This is a genomic window from Streptomyces sp. NPDC029836 (genome assembly GCF_055574495.1).
Genome location: NZ_JBVHZI010000002.1, coordinates 639,000 through 664,017, shown reverse-complemented (window position 1 = coordinate 664,017; position 25,018 = coordinate 639,000). Strand labels below are relative to the sequence as shown.

Sequence of the window (25,018 nt, the reverse complement as noted above, 5' to 3'; positions counted from 1 at the left end):
CGGCCCTCAGGCGGTGACCAGTTCGAGGGGCCGCGCCCACCGGGCGAGGGCCTGCTCGTAGCGGAGCACGACCAGCCGGGCCAGCGCCGGATGGTCGCCGAGCGGAGCGGCCGCCGGGCCGGACGCGGCGGCCGCGCAGGCGGCGGCGAACCGGCCCGGGGCGGCGAAGTACGAGGCGACCGCGACCCGGTGGCCCCGTGCGGCCAGCGCCCGGACGGCGTCGGGCACGCGGGGCGCGGCGGCCGAGGCGTAGGCCGGGACCACGGGGACCCCGTCGAGCCGCTCCGACAGCAGGGCGGCGGCGCGCCCGGTGTCGGCGGCGGAGTCCGGGTCCCTGGACCCGGCGGCGGCCAGCACCACCGCCGTCCCCGGGGTCCAGCCGGCCTCCAGGAGCCGCTCGTACAGGGCCTCCACGAGCAGCGGGTGCGGGCCGAGCGGGGCGGCGACGCGGACGCGCAGCTGCCCGGCGCGGGCGGCGGCCGCGGGGAGGTCCCGCTTGACGTGGGTGCCGCGGCCCAGCAGCAGCGGCACGAGGACCGCCTCGCCGCCGCCGGGCAGCGCGCCCAGGGCGTCGCCGAGGAGCGGCTCGTTCAGCTCGACGTGCCCGAGCCGGACGTCGAGGTGGGGACGCAGTTCGCGGACCCGTTCGAGGAGGGCGCGGACGGCGAGCGGGGCGCGCGGGTCACGGCTGCCGTGGGCCACGGCGACGAGGGTGGGCTGCATGCGGGGGCTCCGTAGGCGCGGGGCGGGCGCAGGCCGCCGAGCTGCGTGCCGAGTCGTGCCGTGATCCGGGTCAGCAGCTCGGCCGCGCTGCCGAAGGGGAGGGCGAAAGGGTTCGGGAGGGTGCACCGGCTCCGTCACGGACCGATCCTGCCGGGTGCAGGTTGCGCGGGCGTTGCGTCGGGGTGACGGGTGTTTACGGCCCGCTCACCGACGGGTGCACGCCGCCGTGCGTCCGGCCGGGCGTCGGAGGGCCGCGGGCTCGGCCCGGGGCGGCGCCGGGGTCCGGGTGTGACGCGTTCGGTGAAACCGTCCGCCCTCCTCGTACGTCCTGACCTGCGGGTGCGGCGCCCGCCGCACACCGGCCGGCACCACCAGGGGGAACCTCATGCGCACACCGCGCCCGCACCGGATCGCGCGCGCCGCGCGGGGGCTGGTCCCGCGCACCGTCAGGGCCCGGCGCCGGCTCGTGCGGCTCGTGATGGCGGGCTGCGCCGTCGCGCTGCTGCCCTCGGCGTGGACCCACGCGGTCGCCGCCGACCGACTGCGCACCACGGCCGACGCGCCGCGGGCCGAGGTGGCCGTCGTGTTCGGGGCCGGCCTGCTCTACGACGGCCGGCCGACCCCGTACCTCGCGGACCGGCTCGACGCGGCCGTGGAGCTGTACCGCGCCGGGAAGGTGAAGGTGGTCCTGGTGACGGGTGACAACAGCCGTACCGAGTACGACGAGCCGGACTCGATGCGCGCCTACCTCACCGCCCACGGGGTGCCGGACGGCCGGATCGTCAGCGACTACGCCGGCTTCGACACCTGGGACTCCTGCGTGCGCGCCCGGGAGATCTTCGGCGTGCACCGGGCGGTGCTGATCAGCCAGGGCTTCCACATCCGCCGCGCGGTCGCGCTGTGCGAGGCCGCGGGCGTGGACTCGTACGGGGTCGGCGTCCAGGACGTGCACGACGCCACCTGGTACTACGGCGGGGCCCGCGAGGTCTTCGCGGCGGGAAAGGCGGCGCTGGACGCCGTGTTCGAGCCGGCGCCCCGGTTCCTGGGGCCGAAGGAGGAGGGGGTGTCGCGGGTGCTGGCCGCTCTGGCAGACTGACGGCCCGTCGGCGTATGCCGATTAGTCATATACCAGTCTGTGCGTCAGGGGTGTGGAACCGTGGCTGTCGTGGATCTGGGCGGCAAGGCCGTCGTCATCACCGGTGGGGCCCGCGGCCTGGGCGCGGCGACCGCGCGGGCCGTCGTCGACGGCGGCGGCCGGGTGCTGCTCACCGACGTGCTGGAGGCGGAGGGCGCGGAGACCGCCGCCGAGCTGGGGGACGCGGCGCGCTTCCTGCGGCACGACGTGACGAGCGAGGCCGACTGGGAGGCGGTGCTCGCGCACGCGGTGTCCGAGTTCGGCCGGATCGACGGGCTCGTGAACAACGCCGGCATCTCCACCGGCCAGTTCCTGGAGCACGAGAGCGTCGAGGACTTCCGCCGGGTGATCGACATCAACCTGGTCGGCGTGTTCATCGGGATCAGGACCGCGATCCCGCTGATGCGGGCGAACGGCGGCGGCTCCATCGTCAACATCTCCTCCGCCGCCGGCCTGACCGGTCTCGCCCTCACCGCCGGCTACGGGGCCTCCAAGTGGGGCGTGCGCGGCCTGTCGAAGATCGGCGCCGTCGAACTCGCCGAGGACCGGATCCGCGTCAACTCCGTCCACCCGGGCATGACGCTGACCCCGATGACCGCACCGATCGGCATCGCGGCGGGCGAGGGCAACTACCCCGGCGCCCCCCTGGGCCGCGTCGGCCTCCCCGAGGAGATCGCGGCCGCCGTCACCTTCCTGCTCTCGGACGCCGCCGGCTACATGACCGGCGCCGAACTCGCCGTGGACGGCGGTTGGACCGCGGGCCTGACGGTGAAGTACCTGACCGGCCGGTGACCCGCCCCCGGCGCCCGGTCCCCGCCACGGCGGACCGGGGGGCCGCCACCCGCGGCGATCCAGGATCCGGACGGGACGCCCCGGGCGCCGTCGCCGTCGAAGGTCGGCCGCGGGGCCGCCGCCGGGCGGGCGACGAACGCCTCCTCGCCCGGTCCGCACCAGTACCCCCGGAAGCGGTGCCGCGGCGACGGGTCGCAGAGGGCCCGTTGCCGTACGTCGTCCCCGGCCACCGTCCGCGACGTGCGCGGCAGGGCCCCCGGCGCCCGCGTCGCGTCGTCCAGCGACTCCCGCGGCTGGTGCGTGCTCCGCGTCCCGAGCGCGCGCCACGGGCTCATCGGGACACCTCCCCGCACTCGATCCAGCCCTCGTCCACCGACAGGTCGCTGTCGTACAGCACGAACTCCCGCTCCTCCGCGAGGATGTCGTAGCCGGCCTCCACCAGGACGGAGATCAACGTGTCGCAGGCCGCCGTCGCGCCGGACGCGGTGCCCCGGCAGCGTTGCGTGACGAAGCGTTCGTGCGTGCCGTCCGGATCCGGCAGGGTGTGGCGGGCGTTCCACGACAGGTGCGCCCGGTGCTCGGTGACCAGGGACTCCAGGGCCTGACGGTCGTAGTCCGCCGGCAGCGCCAGCTTCAGGTGGTGCTCGTAGTAGCCGCCGCCCGGCCCCGGGCTGTCCGTGCTCCACGGAACCGTCTCGACCTTCACCCGGACCGGGTCGAAGCCCGCCGCCCGCAGCTGCGGCACGAGCCGCTCGTGGCTCGTGCCGTCCGGCAGCGTCAACATCGGCTGCGACAGCATCCGGCCCCGGGCCAGCAGGATGTGCGTGACCTTCAACTCCCGCGCCGCGGCCCAGGATTCGAGCCGCTCCAGCTCCGCCGCGTCCGGGCAGCGGACCGTCACGTGGGTTTCGTAGGTTCCGTGCGAAGACATGACATCGATCATCTCGGACATGCGTCCGATCCGCATCGGGGTTCCCGCCGGGGGGTAACCATCCGGTCACGCACCGGACTCAGAAAGTGCTCGCACGCCCCTCGTGGCGGTGATGTGCCGTACCCCACACTGAGGTGCGGTGCCACCGTCCTCGGAGCCCTGGAGGTCGCCCCCGTGCAGACCCGGACCCTGACCGCGAACGTGAGCCACCCTGCCCACCACGCCGCCCACGCCGGCCCGGCCGACGAACCCGAAGCCGTCGCAGGCGCGGAGCCCGACCCCGAGGCCGAAGCCGTGGACGACGAACCCGGAGCCGACGCGCCCGAGGCCCTGGAGCCGGTGGACCGGGAACCCGCGCCACGTACGCGCAGCAGGGACAACGCGGCCGGAGCGGGGCCGTCCGCGGACCTCTTCCGGCAGTACCTGCGCGAGATAGGCAGGATCCCGCTGCTCACCGCCGCCGAGGAGGTGGACCTCGCGCGGCGGGTGGAGGCGGGCCTCTTCGCGGAGGAGAAACTCGGCAACACCCCGGACCTCGACTCCCGGCTCGCCCACGACCTCGACCAACTCGTCGTCATGGGCCGGATGGCCAAACGCCGCCTCATCGAATCGAACCTGCGGCTCGTCGTCTCCGTCGCCAAGCGCTACGTCGGCCGCGGCCTCACCATGCTCGACCTGGTCCAGGAGGGGAACCTCGGACTGATCCGCGCCGTCGAGAAGTTCGACTACGCCCGCGGCTACAAGTTCTCCACCTACGCCACCTGGTGGATCCGCCAGGCGATGTCCCGGGCCCTCGCCGACCAGGCCCGGACCATCCGCGTCCCCGTCCACGTCGTGGAGCTCATCAACCGGGTCATCCGCGTCCAGCGCCGCATGCTCCAGGAGCGCGGCTACGAACCCACCGCCGAAGAGGTCGCCGTCCACCTGGAACTGACCCCCGAGCGGGTCATGGAGGTGCTCCGGCTCGCCCAGGAACCGGTCTCCCTGCACGCCCCCGTCGGCGAGGAGGACGACGTCGCCCTCGGCGACCTCATCGAGGACGGCGACGCCGCCTCACCCGTGGAGTCCGCCGCGTTCTTCCTGCTGCGCGAACACCTCGAAGCGGTCCTGTCGACCCTCGGCGAACGCGAACGCAAGGTCGTCCAACTCCGCTACGGACTCGCCGACGGCCGGCCCCGCACCCTGGAGGAGATCGGCCGGATCTTCGGCGTGACGCGCGAACGGATCCGCCAGATCGAGTCCAAGACCCTCGGCAAGCTCCGCGACCACGCCTTCGCCGACCAACTCCGCGGCTACCTCGACTGAGCCGACCCACTCCGCGGCTACCTCGACTGAGCCGACCCACTCCGCGGCTACCTCGACTGAGCCGACCAACTCCGCGGCCACCGCGACCGAAACGGGCAGGGGGCGCCCCGAAGGACGCCCCCACCCCGCTCGACCCCGCGGGTCAGTCGACCTCGGCCACCGCCTGCGCGAACTGCGCCGCGTACAGCCGCGCGTACGCGCCGCCGGCCGCCAACAGCTCCTCGTGCGTGCCCTGTTCCACGATCGAGCCGCTCTCCATGACGAGGATCACGTCGGCGTCCCGGATCGTGGACAGCCGGTGCGCGATCACGAAGGACGTACGGCCGTGCGCCAGCCGCGCCATCGCCTTCTGGATCAACACCTCGGTACGGGTGTCCACCGAGCTGGTCGCCTCGTCGAGGACCAGGATCACCGGATCCGAAAGGAACGCCCGGGCGATCGTGATCAACTGCTTCTCGCCCGCGCTGACGCCCGCGCCCTCGTCGTCCAACACCGTGTCGTAGCCGTCCGGCAGGGTGCGGATGAACCGGTCCGCGTGCGCCGCGCGCGCCGCCTCCTGGACCTCCTCCCGGGTGACCTCGCGGGAGGAGCCGTAGGCGATGTTCTCCGCGATGGTCCCGCCGAACAGCCAGGTGTCCTGGAGCACCATGCCGATGCCGCCGCGCAGCTCCTCGCGGCTCATCTTCGCGATGTCCACGCCGTCCAGGGCGATCTCGCCGCCCGTCACCTCGTAGAAGCGCATCAGCAGGTTGACGAGCGTGGTCTTGCCCGCGCCCGTCGGGCCGACGATCGCGACCGTGTGGCCCGGCTCCACCGTCAGCGAGAGGCTCTCGATGAGCGGCTTGCCCGGCTCGTACCGGAAGGCCACCTTGTCCAGGGTGACCTGGCCGCGCAGGGTCTCCGGACGCTCCGGAACCGCCACGTCCGGTTCTTCCTCCTCCGCGTCCAGCAGCTCGTACACCCGCTCCGCCGAGGCCACGCCCGACTGCACCAGGTTCGCCATCGACGCCACCTGCGTCAGCGGCATCGAGAACTGGCGCGAGTACTGGATGAAGGCCTGCACGTCACCGATCGACAGGGCGCCCGAGGCCACCCGCAGACCACCCACGACCGCGATCAGCACGTAGTTGATGTTCGACAGGAAGAACATCACCGGCTGCATGAGGCCGCTGACCAACTGCGCCTTGAACGAAGCCCGGTACAGCTCCTCGTTCTGCTCGGCGAACACCGCCGCCGACTCCTCCTGCCGCCCGAACACCTTCACCAGCGTGTGGCCGGAGTACATCTCCTCGATGTGGGCGTTCAGGGTGCCCGTGGTCTTCCACTGCGCCACGAACTGCGGCTGCGACTTCTTGCCGATCCTCGCGGCGACGACCACCGACAGCGGCACCGTCACCAGCGCGACCAGCGCCAGCAGCGGCGAGATCCAGAACATCATCACCAGCACGCCGACGATCGTCAGCAGCGAGTTCAGCAACTGCCCCATCGTCTGCTGGAGCGTCTGCCCGATGTTGTCTATGTCGTTCGTCGCCCGGCTCAGCACCTCGCCGCGCTTCTGCCGGTCGAAGTACGACAACGGCAGCCGCGACAGCTTCCCCTGGAGCTCCTCGCGCATCCGGTAGACGGCGCCGTTCATCACGTGGTTCGACAGCCGCGTCGCGACCAGCATCAGCAGACCGGCCAGCGTGAACACCAGCAGCGCCCACAACGACACCACCCCGACAGCGCCGAAGTCGATGCCCTCGCCCGGCGTGAACGCGGTGCCCGACAGCATGTCGGCCATCCCGCCGTCACCGTTCGCGCGCATCCGCTCCAGCGCCTGCTCCTTGGTGACCCCCGCCGGGAACTCCCGGCCGACGATCCCCGCGAAGACCAGGTCCGTCGCGTTGCCGAGGATCTTCGGGCCGACGACCGCGCAGCCCACGCTGCCGACCACCGCCGCGACCATGCCCCACAGCTTCGCCCGGTCCTGCGCCAACTGCCCCAGCAGCCGCTTGCCCGACCCCTTGAAGTCCATGGACCGCTCGGTCGGGCCCATCATCATCCGTCCTCCGGGCCCGCTCATGCGGCCTCCGCCTCCGTCAGCTGGGAGAGCACGATCTCCCGGTAGGTCTCGTTGTCGGCCATCAGCTCGTGGTGCCGGCCCTCACCCACGACCGCGCCCTCGTCCAGCACGATGATCCGGTCGGCGTCGCGGATCGTGGAGACCCGCTGCGCGACGATGACCACCGTCGCGTTCTCGGTCTCCCGGGACAGCGCCGCGCGCAGCGCCGCGTCCGTCGCGTAGTCCAACGCCGAGAAGGAGTCGTCGAAGAGGTAGATCTCCGGCCGCTGCACCAGCGTCCGGGCGATCGCCAGCCGCTGGCGCTGCCCGCCGGAGACGTTCGTACCGCCCTGGGAGATGGGCGCGTCGAGCCCGCCCTCCAACGCGGAGACGAACTCCTTGGCCTGGGCGACCTCCAGGGCCTGCCACAGCTCCTCGTCGCTCGCCCCGGGGCGCCCGTAGCGCAGGTTGGAGGCGACCGTCCCGGAGAACAGGTACGGCTTCTGCGGCACCATGCCGACCGTCCTGGCCAGCAGCGCCGGATCGATGCGGCGCACGTCCTCCCCGTCGACGAGGACCTCGCCGCCGGTCGCGTCGAACAGCCGCGGCACCAGGCCCAGCAGCGTCGACTTCCCGCTGCCCGTCGAGCCGATCACCGCCGTGGTCTCACCGGGACGGGCCACCAGGTCCACCCCGCGCAGCACCGACGCCTCGGCGCCCGGATAGCGGAAGTCGGCGCCGCGCAGCTCCAGGCGGCCGCGCACCGCCAGCTCGCGCACCGGATCGGTGGGCGGGACCACGCTCGACCTGGTGTCCAGGACCTCCTGGATGCGCTCGGCGCAGATCTCCGCGCGCGGCACCATCATGAACATGAAGGTGGCCATCATCACGGACATGACGATCTGCATCAGGTAGGCGAGGAAGGCCGTCAGCTGGCCGATCTCCATGCCGCCGCTGTCGACCCGCATCGCGCCGAACCAGATCACGGCCACGCTGGACACGTTCACGACCAGGATCACGACCGGGAACATCAGCGCGAGCAGCTTGCCCGCCGCCAGCGACACCCCGGTCAGATCGGCGTTCGCCTCGCGGAACCGCTCCTTCTCGTACGGGTCGCGGACGAAGGCGCGGATCACCCGGTTGCCGGTGATCTGCTCCCGCAGCACCCGGTTCACGGTGTCCAGGCGGTCCTGCATCTGCCGGAACAGCGGCCGCGTCCGGAAGACGATCGCACCGACCGACAGGCCGAGGACCGGCACCACCGCGAGCAGCACGCCGGACAGCTTCACGTCCAGCGAGAGCGCCATCGCGATGCCGCCGACGCACATGATCGGCGCCGAGACCATCAGCGTGAACGTCATCAGGGCCAGCATCTGGACCTGCTGGACGTCGTTCGTCGTACGGGTGATCAGCGACGGGGCGCCGAACTGGCCCAGCTCCCGGGCGGAGAAGCTCTGCACCCGGTCGAAGACCGCGGCCCGGACGTCGCGGCCGAGGGCGGCCGCGGTGCGGGCGCCGTAGTAGACGGCCCCGACGTTGCAGACGAGCTGGACGAGCGAGACGCCCAGCATCAGGGCGCCGAAGCGCAGGATGTAGCCGGTGTCACCGTTGACGACACCGTTGTCGATGATGTCGGCGTTGAGCGTCGGCAGGTAGAGGCTCGCACTGGTCTGCAGCAGTTGCAGCAGCACCAGGACGGCGATCGGTTTCCGGTACGGACCCAGATGGGTCCGCAGAAGTCGTATGAGCACGCGCAGGCTCCGGTCGGCAAGATCGAGGGGGTTCGCTCCATCTTGTGCCAACCGGCGCCTCGATCCCCACCGGATTTCGTAAAGCCCGGTCAAAAGGAGGAGGCCGCCCGCGCCCCCGGACCTACGGCCGTGACCCGCGCCCCTAGTACTGGAAGGCGCCCGGGTGCAGCTGTTCCCGGGTGGCGATGTACTGCTGGCGCACCGCCTGCCACGCCGGATAGTCCTCACCCGGCTCGAAGACCTGAGCGGCCGCGGCCGGCCAGATCGGCGGGGTGTGCGGGGCCAGCGTGCCCCGGTGCGCGCCGAGCGCCCACGCCGCCTGCCGGGCCGCGCCCAGCGCCGCGTAGTCGGCCGGAGCCGGCACCACCACCTGCGTCCCGAACAGCCCCGGCGCCGCGATCTGTACGGCGGGCAGGTCGGCCGCCGCGCCCAGCAGGAACACCCGCCGGATCCCGACGCCCCGGTGCCGCAGCACGTCGAGGGCGTCCACCAGCCCGCACAGCATGCCCTCGAAGGCCGCCCGCGCCAGGTGTTCGGGCTTCATCGAGTCCCGGCGCAGCCCGCTCAGGGTGCCCGCGGTGTGCGGCAGGTTCGGCGTGCGCTCTCCCTCCAGGTACGGCAGGAGCACGAGCCCGTGTGCACCGGGGGTCGACTTCAACGCGAGGGCGCTGAGCCCCTCCAGGTCGGTGCCGAGCATGTCGGCGGTGCCCCGCAGGGCCCGTACCGCGTTGGAGGTGTTGACCACGGGCAGGTGCATGCCGCCCGCGTCGGCGAGGGAGGTGATCAGCCCGCCCGGCTCCGCGAGGGCCTCGTGGTGGACGGCCATCACCGAACCGGAGGCGCCCAGCGACACCACCGCGTCACCCGGACCGATCCCGAGCCCGAGGGCGGCGGCCATCGTCTCGCCGGTCCCCGCGGAGATCAACAGTCCTTCGGGCGTCATCCCGGCGGCCTCGGCCGGCCCGAGCACCTCGGGCAGCAGCGCCTGCCGGCCGAGCGCCAGCTCGACCAGGTCCGGACGGTAGGAGCCGGTCGCCGCCGACCAGTAGCCGGTCCCGGAGGCGCCGGCCCGGTCGGTGGTGCGGCGGGCGGGCCGGCCGAGCAACTGCCAGACGAGCCAGTCGTGCGGAGACATCAGGACCGCCACCCGGCGGGCCGCCTCCGGCTCCGTACGGGCCAACCAGGCCAGCTTCGCGATCGGCTGCGCGGCGTGCGGCACCGAACCCACGGCCTGCACCCACGCCTGCCGCCCGCCGAGCGCCTCGATCAGATCCGCCGCGGCGACCTGCCCCCGCTTGTCGTTGCCGACGAGCGCGGGCCGCACGAGCGCGCCCTGCGAGTCCAACGGCAGGACGCCCTGCTGCTGCGCCGAGACGCCGATCGCCTCGACGCCCTCCAGCAGCCCGCCGCCCGCGGCCTCGCCGAGGGACAGCAGCCATGCCTGTGGATCGGTTTCGTGGGGGACCGTCTCACCCGCGGACTGCGGATGGGGCGCGTAGCCCTGGCGCAGCACGGCGCCCGTGTCCGCGTCGCAGACGACGATGCGAGTGAAGGTGGAACTGCTGTCCAGTCCGGCGACTATCCCCATGCGGAGAATTCTGCCGCACGCCGCGCCGGCACTCCCGCGCGGACTCCGCCCCACCGCGGGCGGGGCGCCGGGCGCCGCCCGCACCCGGTCCGGACGGGGAGCGCCGGGCATCGCCGGCGCCCCGGTCGGGCCGGGGTACCGGCGTCGCTCGTACCCCGGCCCGACCGGGGCGCGGGGCGACGCCGCGCCCCGTCCGAACCCGGCTGTCAGGTGTTGCTGGTTCCCCACTCGTCCTCGCGGCCGGCGCCGCCGCCGACCCGACCGCGCAGGGTCCGTACGCGCTCGGTCAGCGACTCCGGGACGGCGTCGCCGACCTTGTCGCTCACCACGGCGAAGGCCTTGCCCGCGAACTGGCGCCCGCTCTGACCGGCCGTTTCGGCGGCGTTGCGGACCGCCGGGTTCTGCGCGACCTGGCGCGCCGACTTCTTCAGTTGCTCGTAGCGCTCGCGCCCGGCCCGTGTTCCTAGGACGTATCCGAGGGCCAGTCCGACCACGAACGTGACCTTGTACCGCATGCTTGCCACCCTTCGTCGTGTGGTGCCCGGCCCGCTGGCGATACCGATTGGCGGAGCACCCCCCTGCTTGCGCTAATCTATGACTCGCAACGAGCGCTCGCCCCCCGGCAAGGCCGGAGGTGGGCCGTTCGATGCACCCGCAGCAATCCCCTGTAGCTCAATTGGCAGAGCAGCCGACTGTTAATCGGCAGGTTACTGGTTCGAGTCCAGTCGGGGGAGCGCGGTCCCCTGTAGCTCAATTGGCAGAGCAGCCGACTGTTAATCGGCAGGTTACTGGTTCGAGTCCAGTCGGGGGAGCAAAGAAGAAGGGGACCCGGGCGGGTCCTCTTTTTTTTGCCCGCATCCTGGAACCGGGCAGCACTCGATACGGTCTCTCAGGACAGCGAAGCCGATCATGCGAGGCATCCGAGGCAGGAGATCGTATGAGCGGCTATGCTGCGGCAGACGGCGCGCACACATGTACGCGCCACGCCGTAAAGGGGCGGTAGCTCAGCCGGTTAGAGCAGCGGACTCATAATCCGTCGGCCGTGGGTTCGAGTCCCACCCGCCCCACCGCGGAGCAGTTCTGCAGAAACGATAAGGCGGTCCTTCGGGGCCGCCTTTCGCGCGTTCCGGGGCCGGTCGCGGGGTGCGGTCCGGCGCGGTCGCAGGCGTTCGGGGCGGCTGCGACCGGCGCCGGGGCGGGTGCGGGTGGGGGAGGGCTAGAAGTTCTCGGTCTCCTCCACCAGGTGGCGCAGTACGTCGTCGAGGTCGTGGCGGCGGGCGAAGGCGGCGCGCTGGCGGGCGGCGCCCGAGCCGTCGCGCAGCAGTCCGCCCAGGGTCTTGGCGGCGTGGTCGAGGTCACCGGCGGCGGCCAGCGCCGGGGCGACCAGGTCGAGCAGGGCTTCCGCCAGGTCGGCGGCCGGGAGTTCGACCCCGGTGTACGGGTCCAGGCCGAAGCCCTCCAGCCCGTCGTGAGCGGCCCGCCAGCGCGCGAGCCGTAGGACGTCGTCCCGCAGGGCCGGCTCCGGTACCCGCTCCGCGATGTCGCGCAGGGCCGTGGCCACCAGGGCGCGGCCCAGTTCGGCCTGGAGGACGGCCGTGTCGAGGTCCGGCGACATGTCGAGCGCCCGGATTTCCAGCGTCGGCCAGTTCCCGGACGGGCGGAGGTCCCAATAGACCATCTTGGTGTCCAGCGCGGCCCCGGAGCCGAGCAGGGTCTGGACGGAGCGCCGGAAGTGCGCGGTGGACGTGAAGTGCGGGGGCGGACCGGCGGAGGGCCAGCCCGACCAGGCCATGGCCCGCCAACTGGAGTGGCCGGTGTCGCGGCCGCCCCAGAAGGGGGAGTTGGCCGCCAGCGCGATCAGCGTGGGCAGCCAAGGTCTGACCCGGTTCGAGACCGCGACGGCCGTGTCCACGTCGAGGGTGCCGATGTGGACGTGGCGTCCGCAGCTGACCAGGGTGTCGGTCAGGGCGCCGAAGCGGCGGTGCTGCTCGCGCTGGCGCGGCTCGTCGTCGGTCAGGTGCAGCGGCCCTTCCAGGGCCACGACCGGCGAGGGGGCGGCGAGCAGGAGGCAGCCGTGCGCGCGGGCGGCCCCGGCGAGGGTGCGCCGCAGGACGGCCAGCTCCTCGCGCAGGGTGACCGCGGAATCGGCGACGGGGGTGGCGATCTCCACCTGGTACCGGGTCCCCTCGGCGTGCAGTTCGTGGGGGAGCCCGGCGGCGGTGGCGAGGACGTGCTGAGCGGCCGGGACCACCCGCAGGGTGCGGGCGTCGACCAGGAGGAACTCCTCCTCGACCCCGATGGTGAGGGGGGAGGTGCGGCCGCTCGCGGTGCGCAGGCCGTGGCCCGTGGGGCTGGTGTCACTGGTGCTCGTGGTGCTGTTGCCAGGTTCGATCACTACGCCTCCCTGGACATACGAGTCTTTTCATCATGAGCCGAGCGGGAGGCGAGGAGGTACGACGATTCGGTCAAATGTCCGGTGATGGTGGCGGGTTAGCGGCAGGACCCGGCCAACCCTGGGACACCGGATCCGGGTGGGGAGGGCGTTGCTGATGTGTGAACAACGGCGGACGGCCCCGGGGCCCTCCGCGGCCGCTGGTTATCATCCGCTGTGACCGGTACCGCCTCTCCTCCACAGCCCCGCCGACGGATATTCGCCGACCTGACCCCCTTGCGCACCTCCGCCGACTACCGGCGGCTGTGGGTCGGGAGCACCATTTCCTGGCTGGGACAGGCGATGACCGCCCTCGCCATCTCCCTCCAGGTGTACGAGATCACCGGTTCCAGTTTCTCGGTCGGGTTGGTCGGGCTCTTCTCCCTGGTCCCGCTCGTCGCCTTCGGCCTCTACGGCGGCGCCATCGCCGACACCGTCGACCGGCGCAAGCTCGGCCTCCACAGCTCCCTCGGGCTCACCGGGCTGTCCCTCGCCCTGGCCGGAGCGGCGCTGCTCGACTACCACCGGGTGTGGCTGCTCTACGCGGTCGTCGCCCTCCAGGCCGTCTGCGGGGCGCTGAACGGACCGGCCCGGTCGGCCATGATCCCGAGGTTGCTGCCGAAGGAGCAGCTGCCGGCCGCCAACGCGCTGAACTCCGTCACCATGACCACCGGCATGATGGCCGGGCCCGTGCTCGGCGGCGTCATCGTCGGCTGGTGGGGCTACCAGGCGGCGTACGTGATCGACGCCGTGACCTTCGGCGCCGCCCTGTACGCCATGTGGCGGCTGCCGTCGATGCTGCCCGAGGGCGATGGCAAGCAGGGGCGGGCCTCGGTCATGGACGGGCTGCGCTTCCTCGGCACCCGGCCCAACATCCGGATGACCTTCTTCTCCGACCTGGCCGCGATGGTGCTGGCCCAGCCGCGAGCGCTGTTCCCGGCCATCGCCGTGCTCTGGTACGGCGGTGACGCCAGGACGGTGGGTCTGCTGGTGGCCGCCCCCGCGGTGGGGGCGCTGCTCGGCGGGCTGTTCTCCGGCTGGCAGGGGCGGATCCGCAGCCACGGGCTGGCGATCCTGATCTCCGTCGCGGCGTGGGGGCTGGCCGTGGCGGTCTTCGGACTGACCCGGAACCTGTGGGCCGGCCTGTTCTTCCTGGCCGTGGCCGGCTGCGCCGACACCGTGTCCATGGTGTTCCGCACCACGATGCTCCAGGCCGCCACCCCGGACGGCATGCGCGGCCGGCTCCAAGGCGTCTTCATCGTGGTCGTGGCGGGCGGGCCCCGGCTCGGGGACTTCCTCGCCGGAACCACCGCCGAACTCACCTCACCGGCCGTCGCCGTCACCGGCGGCGGACTCGCCTGCGTCCTCGTGGTGGCCCTGCTCGCCACCCGGTGGCGCGACTTCGCCCGCTACGACGCCCGCTCGCCGCAGGCCTGAACCCCGGGCCGGCCCTCGGCCGCGGGAGACGGCCTACGCGTCCACCGGCTCGCGGGTGCGTTCGCCGCCCCGGTCGCCGGTGTTCCGGGTGCCGGTGGGTTCGAAGAGCAGGATCGACACCTCCTCCTGCGCCACCGGGAGGTGCTCGACCCCGCGCGGGACCACGTACAGCTCGCCCGGGCGCAGGACGACCTCGTCGTCCCGGAGCCGGATCGTGAGGGTGCCGCTCACCACGAGGAACATCTCGTCGGTGTCCTCGTGGCTGTGCCACACGAACTCGCCGTGGAGGCGGGCCGCCTTGACCTCGTAGTCGTTGACGCGGGCGATGCGGCGCGGAGCCCACCGCTCGGTGAAACCGGCGAACTTCTCGGCGATGTTGACCTTCTGTGTCGTCATGTGGACAGGCTGCCCCGGTGGGCGGGGCCGGTCTTGTACGTTCCTGACATGGCCGCCGCCGCACCCCCGCGCAGTTCCGTCTCCGCCTGGCGGCCGCCGGTCGCCGGCATCGCCGAGGTCTTCCACGCCCGCTTCACCGCGCACGCCTACCCGGCGCACGTCCACGACACCTGGACCCTGATGCTCCTCGACCGCGGCCGGGTGGACTTCGCCCTCGACCGGGAGCGGCACGGCGCGGGGGTCCAGGATCCGGTGATCCTGCTGCCGCCCGGCGTTGCCCACGACGGCCGGACCGTCACCGAGACCGGCTTCCGCAAACGGGTGCTGTACCTCGACACCTCCGTCCTGCCCGAACGGCTGACCGGGGCGGCCGTGGACGCCCCGCTGCTGCGCGATCCGGCCCTGGGCGCGCGGCTGGACGGGCTGCACCGGGCGCTGGCCGCGCCCGATCCGATGGAGGCCGAGACGCGGCTGGCCTTCGTGGGGGAGCGGCTGCGGTGGTGGTTGGCGGGGCGGCGGACCGCGCCGTACGAGGCCCCGGGCGCGGGGGTCGCCGTACGACTGCGGGAGCTGCTGGACGCCCGGGTGGTCGAGGGCGTCACGCTCGCGCAGGCCGCGGCCGTACTGGGCGGCGTACACCCCACCCACCTCGTACGGGCCTTCCGGCGGGCCTACGGGCTGCCGCCGCACGCCTACCTGATCGGGCGGCGGGTGGCCCGGGCGCGGGAGCTGCTGTTGGCGGGGACGCCGGCGGCGGAGGCGGCGACGGCGTCCGGGTTCCACGACCAGGCGCACCTGACCCGGCACTTCGGGCGGCACGTCGGGATCGGGCCGGCCGGATTCGCCCGTTCCGGCCCTATGTGAAGGGAAGTTGGCGGGTTCGTCGCGATGCCGTCGCCACCCCTTCCGTTTTATCTCTGTTCGACATGTGACAGTTCGGCGGTCCTCGCCCGCGCCGATGCCCGCGCCGGCGCCGACATCGGCGGACAACGTCGAGGGCATGGTCGTCCTCGACGACGACGCCCGCGGCCGCACCCGACTGCTGCTCGCCAGCGACGACAACGAGTTCCCGCAGCAGATCACCCGGCTCCACCCGCTGGACGTCCGCCTGCCGGCGCGGCGCCACCGGTAGCCCGGGCCCGGGTCCTACGGCCCGACCACGCCCCGGGCCACACCGAGCGCCACCAGGTCCTGGGGACGGATGCGCAGCTGCTCCGCCGTCTCCGGGGCCCGGTCGGCCGGGCGCTTGAGGATGGCCGCCGCCAACTCCGGTGCGATCACCGAGAAGTAGCTGTCCGGGGTCGCCCAGGTGTTCCCGGGCGCGGCCAGCGCGAGCGCGCCGCCCGAACCGCCCTCGCCGATCAGCAGGGTCGTCACCGGGACGGTGGCCGCGGCGAGCGCCGCGAAGGTGTCGGCGATGGCCGCGCCGGCCCCCGCGTGCTCGGCCGCGGCGTCGTTGGCCGCGCCCGGGGTGTCCACCAGGGTCAGCACCGGGATGCCGAGCCGGTCCGCGAGGCGCACCACGCGGGCGGCCGTACGGTAGCCCGCCGGGCGGGTGGCGGTGCCGCACTGGGCGGCGTACGCCACGGCCCGCCCGCCCCGCAGCCCGAACCCGCACAGCATCCCCGGGTCGACGCCGCCGGCGCGGTCCCCGGAGAGCGGCAGCCGCAGGTCGAAGTACGCCTCCAGGTACGCCTCGGCGCGGGGCCGGTCCGGATGCCGGGCCTGGAGGACGGCGTCCCAGCCGGTGGCGGGCGGCGCCACGTCGGCCAACGCGGCCGGGGGCGGCACGGGGTCGGTCGTCCGGGGCGCGGCCAGCACGCGCAGCCAGTCGGCCAGTACGGCGGGCAGCTCCGCGGGGGGCACCACGGCGTCGACGTGCCCGGCGGCGTACTGGCCCTCGGCGGTGTAGGCGGCCGGATCGGCGTCGGCGGGCCGCACCCGGGACCCGGCGAAGCCGACCTGCGCGCCGGGGAGCGCGAGCACCACGTCGGCGCCGGCGCCGAGGGTGGCCCAGCCGCCGCCGGTCGTCGGATCGCGCAGCACCGCGAGCTGCGGCAGGCCGGCCGCGCGGGTCCGGACGCACTGCGCGGCCACCCGCTGGAGCTGGGCCAGCGCGAGCATCCCCTCCTGCATGCGGGACCCGCCGGTGGCGATGAGCGAGACCAGCGGCAGGCGGTGCTCGCGAGCGTGCGTGTACGCGGCTTCGAGCCGGTCTCCGGTGCGGCGGCCGAGGGATCCGCCGAGGAATCCGAACTCGAAGGAGATCACGGCGGCTTGGCGGCCCCCGATGCGGGCGGTGCCGGTCACGACGGACTCCTGCTCGCCGGTACGGGCCGTGGCCCGGGCCCGGGAGGCGTCGTAGCCGGCCCAGGCGAGGGGGCCGTCGACCGGTGACTCCCCTGGCGGGACCGGGAGTTCGGCGAAGCTGTCGGGATCCACGAGGGCGGCGATGGCGGCACGGGCCGAGAGGCGGGTCGTCACCCCCACACCCTAGGCCGCCGCCGTCCGCCCCCGCCCCTCGACCACCGCCGACCCCGCCCCCCTACAACGGTGACTCCCAGCGCAGCGTCGTGCCCCGGGGGCCCGTGGTGGTGCGGCCGTCGTCGGAGACGGTGAGGTGGACGCGGGTCGGGGTCGCGTCGATGGAGACTTCGATCGCGGTGACCCCGCTGCGCCGGTGCGCCGCGGCCAGCGCCCCGCGCAGGGCGGCGAGCAGGTCACCCGCCACCGCGTCCGGCAGCAACGCGTCCACCGCTCCCGCGAAGTGCACCGACGGCTGGAAGCCGAGCAACACCGCCGCCCCACCGGTCTCCCGCAGCACCCGCCCCCGAAACGTCGTCGGCGCGTCGGTCGGCGGCTGCTGAAGGGCGAAGATGGCCGTCCGGACCTCCTGGATCGTGGAGTCCAGCTCGTCGACGGCCCGGCCCAGTTCCTCCCCGACCGTGTCCCCGGAAGGCGCGTTCGAGGATCGTCGCCGGGTGCTCTCCAGCATCATCTCCGTCGCGAACAGCCGCTGGACCACCAGGTCGTGCAGGTCCCGCGCGATCCGGTCGCGGTCCTCGTACACGGCGAGCTGCTCACGGTCGTGCTGCGCGTCCGCGAGGACGAGCGCCAGCGCGGCCTGCGAGGCGAACTGCGAGGCCAGCAGCCGGTCCACGGCGTCGTACGGCGGCCCGCCCCGCTCCCGGGGCAGGGCCAACGTGCCGATCAGCTGCCCGCCGCTCTGCAGCGGCAGCATCATGCTCGGGCCGAAGCGCTCCCGCACATGGGTGGTCATCCGCGGATCCGTCGCCGAGTCCTCGATGAACACCGGTTCCCCGCCCAGCAGTTGCTCCAGCACCGCCGACCCCGGCGCGATCGCCGTACCGACCAGGTCCCCGGGGTCCCCGTGCGTGGAGGCGGCGACGATCTCCATGCCGCCCTCCGGGGTCGGCTGGAGCACGACCCCGGCCGCCGCGTCCGCCAGCAGCCGGGCCCGCTCGGCCACGCACATCAGGGCGTCGGCGGCCGGCCTGCCCGCCAGCAGGGTGGTGGTCACCGCGGCGGCGCCCTCGATCCAGCGCTCCCGCCGGCGCACGGTCTCGTACAGCCGCGCGTTGCCGATCGCTATCCCCGCCTGCGAGGCCAGCACCCGCAGCAGCGCGAGGTCCTCCTCGGTGAAGGGGCCCCCGCCGCGCTTCTCCGTGAGGTACAGGTTCCCGAAGACCTCGGTGTGCACCCGGATCGGTACGCCGAGGAACGCGCGCATCGGGGGATGGCCCGGCGGGAAACCGGCCGAGCGGGGGTCCCGCGTCAGGTCGTCCAGGAGCAGCGGTCGCGGGTCGGTGATCAGGGCTCCGAGCAGGCCGGAGCGGCCGTCGGGCAGCCGGGGGATCGCGGCCCGTTCGGCCTCCGTCAGGCCGACGGTGAACAGCCTGGTCAGCCGGGCGCGCTCGGGGTCGATGACCCCGAGCGCGCCGTACCGCGCCGTGCACAGCTCGGCGGCGGATTCCACGATGTGCTGGAGGGTGGCGTGCAGTTCCAGTTCAGAGCCGACGCTGAGCACCGCTTCCAGCAGGACCGGGAGACCGGCCGTCGTGGCGGGGGCCGATTCCCGCGTCATCCGGCCAGCGGGTTGAGAACCATGGGGGCGATCTTTCCTTCCAGCATCGCGCCGAGGCCGAGCACGGCGCACACGTCGGGCCGTTCCGCGATGGCCACGGGCATTCCGGTCTGGTCCCGCAGCATCTGGTCCAGGCCGGGCAGCAGGGCGCTGCCGCCCACCATCATGATCCCCCGGTCCGTCAGGTCGGCGACCAGGTCGGGCGGGCAGTCGCGGAGCACCTTGCCGATGCCGTCGAGCACGGCGGTCAGCGGGGTGTGGATGGCGTCGCGGACGGCCGCGGTGTCCACGTGGACGGAGCGGGCGAGTCCGGTGGCCACGTCGCGGCCGTGGATGAGGGTGGAGGTCGGGCCGCCGGCGGTGAGGCCGTTGCCGTGCAGGGCCAGCTGGAGCGGGCGGACGGCCTGGCTCGGGAGCATCAGCTCGTGGGCGTGGCGCAGGTGCTGGACCACGGCGTGGTCGATGGCCTCGCCGCCGACGGGGATCCGCTGGGCGGTGACGATCGAGCCGAGGGACAGGACCGCGACCTGGGTGGCCGCCGCCCCGCACACCATGATCATCGTCGCGGTCGGCTGCTCCACGGGCAGGCCGCAGCCGACGGCCGCCGCGATCAGGGTGTCGACGAGTTCGACGCGCCGGGCGCCGAGCCCCACGAGGGTCTCGACGGTGGCCCGCTGGGCCAGCGGGTCGGCATCGTGCGGGGTGCACGCGGCGGCGCGCAGTCGGGGCTTGCGGCGCAGTGCGCGGCGCAGCTTCTCGCCGAGCAGGTGACGCAGCATCCGCTGGGCCATTTCGATGTCGACGACGGTGCCGCCGGAGACCGGACGCGCGACCCGGATGTAGTCGGGCGTACGGCCCGTCATCCGTTCCGCGAAGGTACCGACGGCGATCAGCGCGCCGGTCCGCGTGTTGACGGCGGCGACGCTGGGCTCGTCGACGACCAGTCCGGCGCCCTTGACGTACACGCGGGTCCTGGCGGCTCCCAGGTCGACGGCGACGTGGCAGCGGCGCAACTGCTCAAGACTGACGGTCACGGCAGATCCTCCCGAGAGCACTGACGCAAGGGACCGGCGGGTGCCGGTCGCATTTCATATCTTCTCGGGTAAATGGGGTGCCGCGCCCGTTGGAATGCTCCGGGCGGGGTGGGTCGCACGGGTCCGGAGGTGCTGCACGGGGGTGGATTTCTGTACCGACAGGCCGCAGGATGCGCGCACGTCCGCGCTACTGGCGCGTAACAAGGTAAAGGGGACCCGATGCTGACGCCCCGCCAGACGATCCTCGCGCTCCTGGCGCTCTGCGCCGCCCTGCTCGCGCCCCTGCCGGCCCACGCGGCCGCCGGCGGCGCCCAAGCCGGCGCCGCGCCCGCCGCCGTCCGCAAACCGGTGGTCCTCGTCCACGGTTACAACGCCGACCCGGGCGTCTGGGGATCCCTGCGGGAGGACCTGAAGGCCGACGGGTACACCGACTCGGAGCTGTTCTCGTGGGGTTACGACACCCACCAGTCCGTCAACGAGGTCCTCTCCGGACGCCTCGCCGCGTACGTCGACCAGGTCCGCCGGCAGACCGGCGCCGCCCGGGTCGACATCGTCGGCCACTCCTTCGGATCCCTCGTCAGCCGCTGGTACGTCAAGTACGGCGGCGGCGGCGCGACCGTCGGGCGCTGGATCTCGCTGGCCGGCCCCAACCGCGGCACCTCCACCGCCTGGGCCTGCGCCCTGTGGGACCAGGCGTGCCGGGACATGACCCCCGGCTCCTACGTCGTGAAGAACCTGGCCGCCGGGGACGAGACCCCGGGGGAGGTGCGGTACGCGACCTTCTGGTCGGAGTGCGACGAGATCGTCAACCCCGACAGCAGCGTCCCGCTCACCGGCGCGACCAACACGCCGGTCGGCTGCCTGGACCACAACGACCTGCTCGGCGATGACGCCACCTCGGCCGGAGTCCGCGCCTTCCTCGCCTCCTGACCCGCTCGCGCTCAGGCCGCCCCGGGCGCCCCGCCGTCGACGTCGACCACCCGCTGGAGCAGTCCGTACGTGAACTCCGCCACGCGGGGGCGGCCCGACGCCGTGAACGCGAGGCGCAGGCGGGTCGGGGCGGTGCCCTCCATGGGTAGCGCCGGGGCGAAGGCCCGCGCGACCTCGTCCACCGTCGCCGACCAGGGCCGCAGGTCGGCGGCCGTCTCCAGGACGGGCCCCGGCAGGCCCGGGGCCCGGACCAGCCACTCGTTCCACACCGCCCCGTCCGGCGCGGCCAGCACCTCGAAGCGCAGCTCCGGCCAGAGGGGGAGCGCCCACAGCAGCGCCTCGCACTCCAGGTCGCCGATGGTCCGTCGCTCCACGGACTCCGCCGGCCCGAGCACGGAGCGGTAGCGGGCCAGGGCGCCGCGGGAGCGGGGCGAGCGGACCATGGCCTGCCAGCGCTTGTTGGCCTCGCGCTGCTCGGCGAGGCCGGCGCCCGTGCGCAGCCGGGCCTGCTCGGCGAGGTCGGGCTGGAAGTCGGCCATCCGGCGCAGCAGGACCAGCTGGAACGCGGTCGGGCCGAAGGTCGTGCGGGCGCCGGGACGCGGGTGCGCAGTCATGGAGGCAAAGATTCCACACAGGATCCTTACGAACCCGCGATGCGGAAGTCGCGGTCGACCGCGTAGCCTGCGGGCGCCATGGACTACTGCCACGCCTGTCGGAGGCACCTCAACGGCGCACTCGCGTGCGCCGGCTGCGGAACTCCGGCCGCCCACCTGATACCCGCCGCGCCGACCACGGGGGCAGTGCCCCCTGCCGTGCCGCCCGGCTCCGACCCACCCGCCGCGTTGTCGGAGGTGTTCGCCGACTCGCTCGTGGTGCTGTCCGGCCCGGACGAGGGCAGGGCCGGTGCCCGTCGGCGGGCCGGCGGCCGCCGACGGACCCGGCGCACCGTGCTGTCCGTGGGCCTCGGGCTGGCGCTCGCGGCCGGCAGCTCGATCGCGGTGGCCCGGATCGTGACCGAGGACGATGGCGTCGACCGCGCCGCCAAGGTCGTCATGAAGGACGAGACGGAGCCGCAGCAGGCGGTTCCGGCGCCGACCCTGACCACCGGTGCGGCGCCGTCGGCCAAGGCGGGCGGGGGCGCCGGGACGGCGAAGTCCACCGCGGGCGCCGCGAAGTCGGCCGGGCCCGCGGGGTCGCCGAGCGCGTCCCCGTCCGGATCGGCGGCGCAGGCCTCCGCCTCGGCGAAACCGGAGCCCTCGCAGAGCAGTACCGGGGGCGGGGTCTCCGTACGGCCTTCGAGGCCCGCGCAGCCCGCGCCGAGCACCTCCGCGACGTCGAATCCGCCGCAGCCCACGCCCACGAAGACCAAGCCGGCGAAGCCGACCCCCAAGCCGACGCCCACCGAGGACGACGACTGCTGGCTGTTCTGCTGGTGAGCCGCCGGGCGGTCAGCCCAGCATCCTCCTGAGCAGGTTCCGCAGCGCCGTGCGCTCGTCCGCCGACAGCCCGGCCAAGGGCTCGCGGGCGAAGTCCAGGGACTCGCGCAGTCGCTCCGCCGTGTGCAGGCCCTCCTGCGTGGGCGCGGCCAGCTTCACCCGGCGGTCGGCCGGGTCCGGACGGCGTTCGACCAGGCCGCGGGTCTCCAGCCGGTCGATGATGCCGGTCACGTTGGACGGCTCGCAGCGCAGCTTCTGCGCGATGCGGCGCATGGGCAGCGGCTCCATGGACAGCAGCGCCAGTACCCGGGCCTGGGCTCCCGTGAGCTGGTGGCGCGCGGCGGCGTCCTCGTACTCCATGTGGTAGCGGGCCACGACGTCGCCGATGAGCTCGACGACCTCAAGGGTCACTGGGTCTGTGCGACGACTGGGCATGACACCAGCGTACCCATTTACTTGACAACATGAAATATCCAGCTGCATGGTTGTTTCATGTGGTGAAGCACTTTCGGGTGCGACACCGTCCTCCCCCTCAGGTCATCAGGAGTGCCCCATGTCCGAGATCCCTGCCGTCAGCCGCGAATGGCACCTCGTCCGCCGCCCGCAGGGCTGGCCCGTCGCCGAGGACTTCGCCCTGCGCGAGGTTCCGGTGTCCGCCGAGCCCGCGCCCGGCCGGATCCTGGTCCGCAACCTGCACATGTCCGTCGACCCGTACATGCGAGGCCGGATGAACGACACCAAGTCCTACGTACCGCCCTTCCAGCTCGACGAGCCGATGCAGGGCGGTGCGGTCGGCGAGGTCGTCGCCTCCGCCGCCGAGGGCTTCGCCGTCGGCGACCACGTCCTGCACCACCTCGGCTGGCGCGAGTACGCGGAGCTCGACGCGAAGTACGCCACCAAGGTCGACGCGAAGCTCGCCCCGCTCTCCGCCTACCTCGGCGTCCTCGGCATGCCCGGCCTGACCGCCTACGCGGGCCTCTTCGAGGTCGCCTCCTTCAAGGAGGGCGACGCCGTCTTCGTCTCCGGCGCCGCCGGTGCCGTCGGCGGTCTCGTCGGCCAGTTCGCGAAGATCAAGGGCGCCTCCCGGGTGATCGGCTCCGCCGGCTCGGACGAGAAGGTGACGCTCCTCACCGAGAAGTACGGCTTCGACGCCGCCTTCAACTACAAGAACGGCCCCGTCGCCGAGCAGCTGCGCGCCGCCGCCCCCGAAGGCATCGACGTCTACTTCGACAACGTCGGCGGAGACCACCTGGAGGCAGCGATCTCCTCGCTGAACGTCCACGGCCGCGCCACCCTCTGCGGCGCCATCGCCGGCTACAACGACACCGAGCCCGCACCGGGCCCGCGCAACCTGATGATGGTCATCGGCAAGCGGCTGCGGCTCCAGGGCATCCTCGTCGGGGACCACTCCGACCTCCAGCAGCAGTTCGTCCAGGACGTGGCCGGCTGGCTGAACTCCGGCGAGCTCCGCTACGACGAGACGGTCGTCGAAGGCGTCGAGAACGCCACCTCGGCCTTCCTCGGAATGCTCCGCGGCGAGAACACCGGAAAGATGATCGTTTCCTTCACCGGTTAGGCTCACTGCACACCGTCGTGATCGTGGGCGCGCATCACGGCGATTCATCCGGAGGATTTGCTTTCATGTCCATCACCCAGTCCGACGTCAAGTACACCGCCGTGGCCACCGCCGAGAACGGCCGTGACGGCCGCGTCGCCACCAGCGACGGCACGCTCGACGTCGTCGTGAACCCGCCGAAGGAGCTCGGTGGCAACGGCGAGGGCACCAACCCCGAGCAGCTGTTCGCCGCCGGCTACAGCGCCTGCTTCCAGGGTGCCCTCGGTGTCGTCGCGAAGAACGAGAACGCCGACATCTCCGGCTCCACCGTCACCGCCGAGGTCGGCATCGGCAAGAACGACGACGGCTTCGGCCTGATCGTCAAGATCTCCGCCGTGATCCCCAACGTGGACGCCGCCACCGCCAAGGACCTCATCGAGAAGGCCCACCAGGTCTGCCCGTACTCCAAGGCGACCCGCGGCAACATCACGGTCGAGCTGGCCGTCTGACACCCGCCGTACGCGGCGAAGGCCGCACCCCTCCCGGAGGGGTGCGGCCTTCGCCGTAAACTGACCCCATGCGTGATCTTGCGGGGGGCTTCCGGTACTTGCTGGCCGGACAGCGATGGGTGTTCGGACACGGCCGCTGGCTGGGCTTCGGCCTGCTGCCGGGCCTCGTCGCGCTGGTGCTGTACGTCGGCGCGCTGATCGGGCTGTTCCACGGCGCCGACGACTTCACCGCCTGGGCGACGCCCTTCGCCTCGGACTGGTCCTCGCCGTGGCTCGACGTCTTCCGCGGCACGCTGACCGCGCTGGTCTTCGCCCTCGGCCTGTTCCTCGCCGTGATCACCTTCACCGCGGTGACCCTGCTGGTCGGCCAGCCCTTCTACGAGTCGCTCTCCGAGCAGGTGGACCGGACCGAGGGCGGCGAGGTCCCCGAGTCGGGCCGCTCCCTGTGGGCGGACCTCTGGATCTCCGCCCGGGACAGCCTGCGGCTGCTGCTGCGCGTGGCCCTGTTCGGCATCCTGCTGTTCGCCCTCGGCTTCATCCCCGTGATCGGCCAGACCGTCGTCCCCGCCCTCGGGTTCTGCGTCTCCGGCTTCTTCCTCACCCAGGAGCTCACCTCCGTCGCCCTCCAGCGGCGCCGCGTGGACCTCGACGAACAGCTGACCCTGCTGCGCGGGCGCCGCGCGCTGGCCCTCGGCTTCGGGGTGCCGCTGGTGCTGGTGTTCCTCGTCCCGTTCATCGCCGTGTTCCTGATGCCGGGCGCGGTGGCCGGGGCGACCCTGATGGCCCGCGAACTGGTCGGCGCCGACGAGGAGCCCCCGACGGGCGGGGCGCCGGACGCGAAGGGTGGGCCCGGCGGGTTCGGCCAGGCGCCCCCGGTCCCGGGCTTCGGCCCGCCGCCGTCCTCGTACGCGTAGGC

23 protein-coding genes, 3 tRNA genes and 1 pseudogene are annotated in these 25,018 nt (G+C 73.2%); 14 read left to right on the top strand and 13 right to left on the bottom strand.

The window, feature by feature from the left end; translation table 11 throughout:
- Positions 1–6 precede the first annotated feature (6 nt).
- A pseudogene (locus ACZ4XJ_RS08815) lies at positions 7–800 on the bottom strand (sirohydrochlorin chelatase).
- A gap of 308 nt (positions 801–1,108) precedes the next feature.
- Here ACZ4XJ_RS08815 and ACZ4XJ_RS08810 point away from each other — a divergent pair.
- On the top strand, positions 1,109–1,819 hold the full coding sequence (locus ACZ4XJ_RS08810) for a SanA/YdcF family protein (protein WP_362878299.1): 711 nt from the start codon (positions 1,109–1,111) through the stop codon (positions 1,817–1,819).
- Positions 1,820–1,879: 60 nt separating this feature from the next.
- Entirely contained in the window at positions 1,880–2,650 is a 771-nt protein-coding gene (locus ACZ4XJ_RS08805; RefSeq protein WP_468495722.1) for a glucose 1-dehydrogenase, read from the top strand.
- Positions 2,651–2,981: 331 nt separating this feature from the next.
- Here the strand turns inward: ACZ4XJ_RS08805 and ACZ4XJ_RS08800 are convergent, their stop codons facing one another.
- Positions 2,982–3,581 (bottom strand): hypothetical protein, encoded by a 600-nt coding sequence (locus ACZ4XJ_RS08800; protein WP_468495721.1) that lies wholly within the window; start codon positions 3,579–3,581, stop codon positions 2,982–2,984.
- A 114-nt stretch (positions 3,582–3,695) separates the two neighbouring features.
- On the opposite strand from ACZ4XJ_RS08800, the gene ACZ4XJ_RS08795 reads away from it, so the two are divergent.
- A complete protein-coding gene (locus ACZ4XJ_RS08795) occupies positions 3,696–4,886 on the top strand; it encodes an RNA polymerase sigma factor (RefSeq protein WP_362878295.1) in 1,191 nt (396 codons plus the stop codon).
- Positions 4,887–5,028: 142 nt separating this feature from the next.
- On the opposite strand, the gene ACZ4XJ_RS08790 is transcribed toward ACZ4XJ_RS08795, so the two are convergent.
- The 4 genes from ACZ4XJ_RS08790 to ACZ4XJ_RS08775 form a co-directional block, all read right to left on the bottom strand.
- Positions 5,029–6,951, bottom strand: a complete 1,923-nt coding sequence (locus ACZ4XJ_RS08790; RefSeq protein ID WP_468495720.1) for an ABC transporter ATP-binding protein — start codon at positions 6,949–6,951, stop codon at positions 5,029–5,031.
- Positions 6,948–8,681 carry an ABC transporter ATP-binding protein gene (locus ACZ4XJ_RS08785; protein ID WP_468495719.1) on the bottom strand — a complete coding sequence of 578 codons (1,734 nt, stop codon included), beginning with the start codon at positions 8,679–8,681 and terminating at the stop codon, positions 6,948–6,950. Before ACZ4XJ_RS08785 ends, ACZ4XJ_RS08790 begins: the two co-directional genes overlap by 4 nt.
- Positions 8,682–8,823: 142 nt before the next feature.
- Positions 8,824–10,269, bottom strand: a complete 1,446-nt coding sequence (locus ACZ4XJ_RS08780; protein ID WP_362878290.1) for an FGGY family carbohydrate kinase — start codon at positions 10,267–10,269, stop codon at positions 8,824–8,826.
- Positions 10,270–10,475: 206 nt separating this feature from the next.
- Positions 10,476–10,784 carry a YtxH domain-containing protein gene (locus tag ACZ4XJ_RS08775; RefSeq protein WP_384000011.1) on the bottom strand — a complete coding sequence of 103 codons (309 nt, stop codon included), beginning with the start codon at positions 10,782–10,784 and terminating at the stop codon, positions 10,476–10,478.
- Positions 10,785–10,930: 146 nt separating this feature from the next.
- Here ACZ4XJ_RS08775 and ACZ4XJ_RS08770 point away from each other — a divergent pair.
- From ACZ4XJ_RS08770 to ACZ4XJ_RS08760, 3 genes are all read left to right on the top strand, one after another.
- Positions 10,931–11,003, top strand: a tRNA-Asn gene (locus ACZ4XJ_RS08770).
- Positions 11,004–11,008: 5 nt separating this feature from the next.
- Positions 11,009–11,081: transfer RNA gene (locus ACZ4XJ_RS08765), tRNA-Asn, on the top strand.
- 181 nt (positions 11,082–11,262) lie between these two features.
- A tRNA-Ile gene (locus ACZ4XJ_RS08760) sits at positions 11,263–11,336 on the top strand.
- A 149-nt stretch (positions 11,337–11,485) separates the two neighbouring features.
- On the opposite strand, the gene ACZ4XJ_RS08755 is transcribed toward ACZ4XJ_RS08760, so the two are convergent.
- Entirely contained in the window at positions 11,486–12,664 is a 1,179-nt protein-coding gene (locus tag ACZ4XJ_RS08755; RefSeq protein WP_468495718.1) for a carboxylate-amine ligase, read from the bottom strand.
- A 213-nt stretch (positions 12,665–12,877) separates the two neighbouring features.
- Between ACZ4XJ_RS08755 and ACZ4XJ_RS08750 the strand changes: the two genes are divergently transcribed.
- Positions 12,878–14,137 (top strand): MFS transporter, encoded by a 1,260-nt coding sequence (locus tag ACZ4XJ_RS08750; protein ID WP_468495717.1) that lies wholly within the window; start codon positions 12,878–12,880, stop codon positions 14,135–14,137.
- A gap of 33 nt (positions 14,138–14,170) precedes the next feature.
- Here the strand turns inward: ACZ4XJ_RS08750 and ACZ4XJ_RS08745 are convergent, their stop codons facing one another.
- Positions 14,171–14,533, bottom strand: a complete 363-nt coding sequence (locus ACZ4XJ_RS08745; RefSeq protein ID WP_362878278.1) for a cupin domain-containing protein — start codon at positions 14,531–14,533, stop codon at positions 14,171–14,173.
- Between the two features lie 48 nt (positions 14,534–14,581).
- Here ACZ4XJ_RS08745 and ACZ4XJ_RS08740 point away from each other — a divergent pair, with 48 nt between their 5' ends.
- Both ACZ4XJ_RS08740 and ACZ4XJ_RS08735 read left to right on the top strand, forming a co-directional pair.
- A complete protein-coding gene (locus tag ACZ4XJ_RS08740) occupies positions 14,582–15,397 on the top strand; it encodes an AraC family transcriptional regulator (RefSeq protein WP_362878276.1) in 816 nt (271 codons plus the stop codon).
- Positions 15,398–15,461: 64 nt separating this feature from the next.
- Positions 15,462–15,665, top strand: a complete 204-nt coding sequence (locus tag ACZ4XJ_RS08735; RefSeq protein WP_362878274.1) for a hypothetical protein — start codon at positions 15,462–15,464, stop codon at positions 15,663–15,665.
- A 14-nt stretch (positions 15,666–15,679) separates the two neighbouring features.
- On the opposite strand, the gene ACZ4XJ_RS08730 is transcribed toward ACZ4XJ_RS08735, so the two are convergent.
- The 3 genes from ACZ4XJ_RS08730 to ACZ4XJ_RS08720 form a co-directional block, all read right to left on the bottom strand.
- Positions 15,680–17,017 (bottom strand): carboxyl transferase domain-containing protein, encoded by a 1,338-nt coding sequence (locus ACZ4XJ_RS08730; RefSeq protein ID WP_468495716.1) that lies wholly within the window; start codon positions 17,015–17,017, stop codon positions 15,680–15,682.
- 61 nt (positions 17,018–17,078) lie between these two features.
- Positions 17,079–18,638, bottom strand: a complete 1,560-nt coding sequence (locus ACZ4XJ_RS08725) for a GAF domain-containing protein (RefSeq protein ID WP_468495715.1) — start codon at positions 18,636–18,638, stop codon at positions 17,079–17,081.
- Positions 18,635–19,672, bottom strand: a complete 1,038-nt coding sequence (locus ACZ4XJ_RS08720) for a rod shape-determining protein (RefSeq protein ID WP_362878268.1) — start codon at positions 19,670–19,672, stop codon at positions 18,635–18,637. Before ACZ4XJ_RS08720 ends, ACZ4XJ_RS08725 begins: the two co-directional genes overlap by 4 nt.
- Before the next feature lie 219 nt (positions 19,673–19,891).
- On the opposite strand from ACZ4XJ_RS08720, the gene ACZ4XJ_RS08715 reads away from it, so the two are divergent.
- On the top strand, positions 19,892–20,602 hold the full coding sequence (locus tag ACZ4XJ_RS08715) for an esterase/lipase family protein (RefSeq protein ID WP_468495714.1): 711 nt from the start codon (positions 19,892–19,894) through the stop codon (positions 20,600–20,602).
- An 11-nt stretch (positions 20,603–20,613) separates the two neighbouring features.
- Here ACZ4XJ_RS08715 and ACZ4XJ_RS08710 read toward each other — a convergent pair whose 3' ends face one another.
- Positions 20,614–21,216, bottom strand: coding sequence for a hypothetical protein (locus tag ACZ4XJ_RS08710; RefSeq protein ID WP_468495713.1), 603 nt, complete (start codon positions 21,214–21,216; stop codon positions 20,614–20,616).
- A 78-nt stretch (positions 21,217–21,294) separates the two neighbouring features.
- Here ACZ4XJ_RS08710 and ACZ4XJ_RS08705 point away from each other — a divergent pair, with 78 nt between their 5' ends.
- Entirely contained in the window at positions 21,295–22,038 is a 744-nt protein-coding gene (locus ACZ4XJ_RS08705) for an SCO2400 family protein (protein ID WP_468495712.1), read from the top strand.
- Between the two features lie 12 nt (positions 22,039–22,050).
- Here the strand turns inward: ACZ4XJ_RS08705 and ACZ4XJ_RS08700 are convergent, their stop codons facing one another.
- Positions 22,051–22,473: a MarR family winged helix-turn-helix transcriptional regulator gene (locus tag ACZ4XJ_RS08700; RefSeq protein WP_468495711.1), complete on the bottom strand. Its 423-nt coding sequence runs from the start codon at positions 22,471–22,473 to the stop codon at positions 22,051–22,053.
- Positions 22,474–22,591: 118 nt separating this feature from the next.
- On the opposite strand from ACZ4XJ_RS08700, the gene ACZ4XJ_RS08695 reads away from it, so the two are divergent.
- From ACZ4XJ_RS08695 to ACZ4XJ_RS08685, 3 genes are all read left to right on the top strand, one after another.
- Positions 22,592–23,614 carry an NADP-dependent oxidoreductase gene (locus ACZ4XJ_RS08695; protein WP_362878259.1) on the top strand — a complete coding sequence of 341 codons (1,023 nt, stop codon included), beginning with the start codon at positions 22,592–22,594 and terminating at the stop codon, positions 23,612–23,614.
- Positions 23,615–23,679: 65 nt separating this feature from the next.
- Positions 23,680–24,102: an organic hydroperoxide resistance protein gene (locus tag ACZ4XJ_RS08690; protein ID WP_362878257.1), complete on the top strand. Its 423-nt coding sequence runs from the start codon at positions 23,680–23,682 to the stop codon at positions 24,100–24,102.
- Positions 24,103–24,170: 68 nt separating this feature from the next.
- Positions 24,171–25,016 carry an EI24 domain-containing protein gene (locus ACZ4XJ_RS08685; protein WP_362878255.1) on the top strand — a complete coding sequence of 282 codons (846 nt, stop codon included), beginning with the start codon at positions 24,171–24,173 and terminating at the stop codon, positions 25,014–25,016.
- Positions 25,017–25,018: the final 2 nt, after the last annotated feature.

Coding starts and splice junctions, on each gene's coding strand:
- ACZ4XJ_RS08810 (WP_362878299.1), top strand. CDS start 1,109: ATGCGCACACCGCGCCCGCACCGGATCGCGCGCGCCGCGCGGGGGCTG.
- ACZ4XJ_RS08800 (WP_468495721.1), bottom strand. CDS start 3,581: ATGTCTTCGCACGGAACCTACGAAACCCACGTGACGGTCCGCTGCCCG.
- ACZ4XJ_RS08790 (WP_468495720.1), bottom strand. CDS start 6,951: ATGAGCGGGCCCGGAGGACGGATGATGATGGGCCCGACCGAGCGGTCC.
- ACZ4XJ_RS08780 (WP_362878290.1), bottom strand. CDS start 10,269: ATGGGGATAGTCGCCGGACTGGACAGCAGTTCCACCTTCACTCGCATC.
- ACZ4XJ_RS08775 (WP_384000011.1), bottom strand. CDS start 10,784: ATGCGGTACAAGGTCACGTTCGTGGTCGGACTGGCCCTCGGATACGTC.
- ACZ4XJ_RS08745 (WP_362878278.1), bottom strand. CDS start 14,533: ATGACGACACAGAAGGTCAACATCGCCGAGAAGTTCGCCGGTTTCACC.
- ACZ4XJ_RS08740 (WP_362878276.1), top strand. CDS start 14,582: ATGGCCGCCGCCGCACCCCCGCGCAGTTCCGTCTCCGCCTGGCGGCCG.
- ACZ4XJ_RS08725 (WP_468495715.1), bottom strand. CDS start 18,638: ATGACGCGGGAATCGGCCCCCGCCACGACGGCCGGTCTCCCGGTCCTG.
- ACZ4XJ_RS08715 (WP_468495714.1), top strand. CDS start 19,892: ATGCTGACGCCCCGCCAGACGATCCTCGCGCTCCTGGCGCTCTGCGCC.
- ACZ4XJ_RS08710 (WP_468495713.1), bottom strand. CDS start 21,216: ATGACTGCGCACCCGCGTCCCGGCGCCCGCACGACCTTCGGCCCGACC.
- ACZ4XJ_RS08705 (WP_468495712.1), top strand. CDS start 21,295: ATGGACTACTGCCACGCCTGTCGGAGGCACCTCAACGGCGCACTCGCG.
- ACZ4XJ_RS08700 (WP_468495711.1), bottom strand. CDS start 22,473: ATGCCCAGTCGTCGCACAGACCCAGTGACCCTTGAGGTCGTCGAGCTC.
- ACZ4XJ_RS08695 (WP_362878259.1), top strand. CDS start 22,592: ATGTCCGAGATCCCTGCCGTCAGCCGCGAATGGCACCTCGTCCGCCGC.
- ACZ4XJ_RS08690 (WP_362878257.1), top strand. CDS start 23,680: ATGTCCATCACCCAGTCCGACGTCAAGTACACCGCCGTGGCCACCGCC.
- ACZ4XJ_RS08685 (WP_362878255.1), top strand. CDS start 24,171: ATGCGTGATCTTGCGGGGGGCTTCCGGTACTTGCTGGCCGGACAGCGA.